1 protein-coding gene is annotated in these 1715 nt (G+C 71.3%); it reads left to right on the top strand.

Going from position 1 to position 1715, the window contains the following annotated elements:
* Positions 1-1715 (top strand): acetyl/propionyl/methylcrotonyl-CoA carboxylase subunit alpha (locus tag ACZ7P3_RS42550; RefSeq protein ID WP_472090053.1); only part of this gene is annotated, 1715 nt, incomplete at both ends.

Genomic DNA, 1715 nt, shown 5'->3' on the forward strand with positions numbered 1-1715 from the left:
AAGGTGCTCATCGCCAACCGTGGCGAAATCGCTGTCCGCGTGGCCCGGGCCTGCCGGGACGCCGGGATCGCGAGCGTGGCCGTCTACGCCGACCCGGATCGGGACGCTCTGCATGTCCGCGCCGCGGATGAGGCGTTCGCCCTGGGCGGTGACACTCCGGCCGGCAGCTACCTGGACATCGAGAAGGTGCTGAACGCCGCGCGCGAATCCGGTGCGGACGCCGTCCATCCGGGTTACGGCTTCCTGTCGGAGAACGCCGAGTTCGCGCAGGCGGTCCTGGACGCCGGTCTGGTCTGGATCGGCCCGCCCCCGCAGGCCATCCGCGACCTGGGTGACAAGGTCGCCGCCCGGCACATCGCCCAGCGGGCCGGCGCCCCCCTGGTCGCCGGCACACCCGACCCGGTCTCCGGTGCCGAGGAGGTCGTCGCCTTCGCCCAGGAGCACGGCCTGCCCATCGCCATCAAGGCAGCCTTCGGCGGCGGCGGCCGCGGCCTGAAGGTCGCCCGGACCCTGGAAGAGGTCCCCGAGCTGTACGAGTCCGCGGTACGCGAGGCGGTCGCCGCCTTCGGCCGCGGCGAGTGCTTCGTCGAGCGCTACCTGGACCGTCCCCGCCACGTGGAGACCCAGTGCCTGGCCGACAAGCACGGCAACGTGGTCGTGGTCTCCACCCGTGACTGCTCGCTCCAGCGCCGCCACCAGAAACTGGTCGAGGAGGCCCCGGCCCCCTTCCTGTCCCCCGAACAGGTCGCCGAGCTGTACCGCGCCTCCAAGGCCATCCTGAAGGAAGCCGCCTACGAAGGCGCCGGCACCTGCGAGTTCCTCGTCGGCCAGGACGGCACCATCTCCTTCCTCGAGGTCAACACCCGCCTCCAGGTCGAACACCCGGTCACCGAGGAAGTCGCCGGCATCGACCTGGTCCGCGAGATGTTCCGCATCGCCGACGGCGAGGAACTCGGCTACGACGACCCCCCGCTGCGCGGCCACTCCTTCGAGTTCCGCATCAACGGCGAGGACCCCGGCCGCAACTTCCTGCCCGCCCCCGGCACGGTCACCCGCTTCGCCGCACCCTCCGGCCCCGGCGTCCGCCTGGACGCCGGCGTGGAGTCCGGCAGCGTGATCGGCCCCGCCTGGGACTCCCTGCTCGCCAAGCTGATCATCACCGGCCGCACCCGCAGGGAAGCCCTTCAGCGCGCCGCCCGCGCCCTGGAGGAGTTCCAGGTCGAGGGCATGGCCACCGCGCTCACCTTCCACCGCGCGGTCGTCAAGGACCCGGCCTTCGCTCCCGAGCTGACCGGCTCCGCCGACCCCTTCACGGTCCACACCCGCTGGATCGAGACGGAATTCGTCAACGAGATCAAGCCCTTCACCGCCGCGGCCGACGCCGAGACGGAAGAGGACACCAGCCGCGAGACCGTCGTCGTCGAGGTCGGCGGCAAGCGCCTGGAGGTCTCCCTGCCGGCCTCCCTGGGCATGTCCCTGGCCCGCACCGGCCTCGCGGCCGGCGCCAAGCCCAAACGACGCGCCGCCAAGAAATCCGGCCCGGTCGCCTCCGGCGACACCCTCGCCTCCCCCATGCAGGGCACCATCGTCAAGGTCGCCGTCGAGGAAGGCCAGGAAGTCCAGGAAGGCGACCTGATCGTCGTCCTGGAAGCCATGAAGATGGAACAGCCCCTCAACGCCCACAAGGCAGGCACCATCAAGGGCCTGACCTCCGA

It is taken from the genome of Streptomyces sp. NPDC107581 (genome assembly GCF_055657175.1).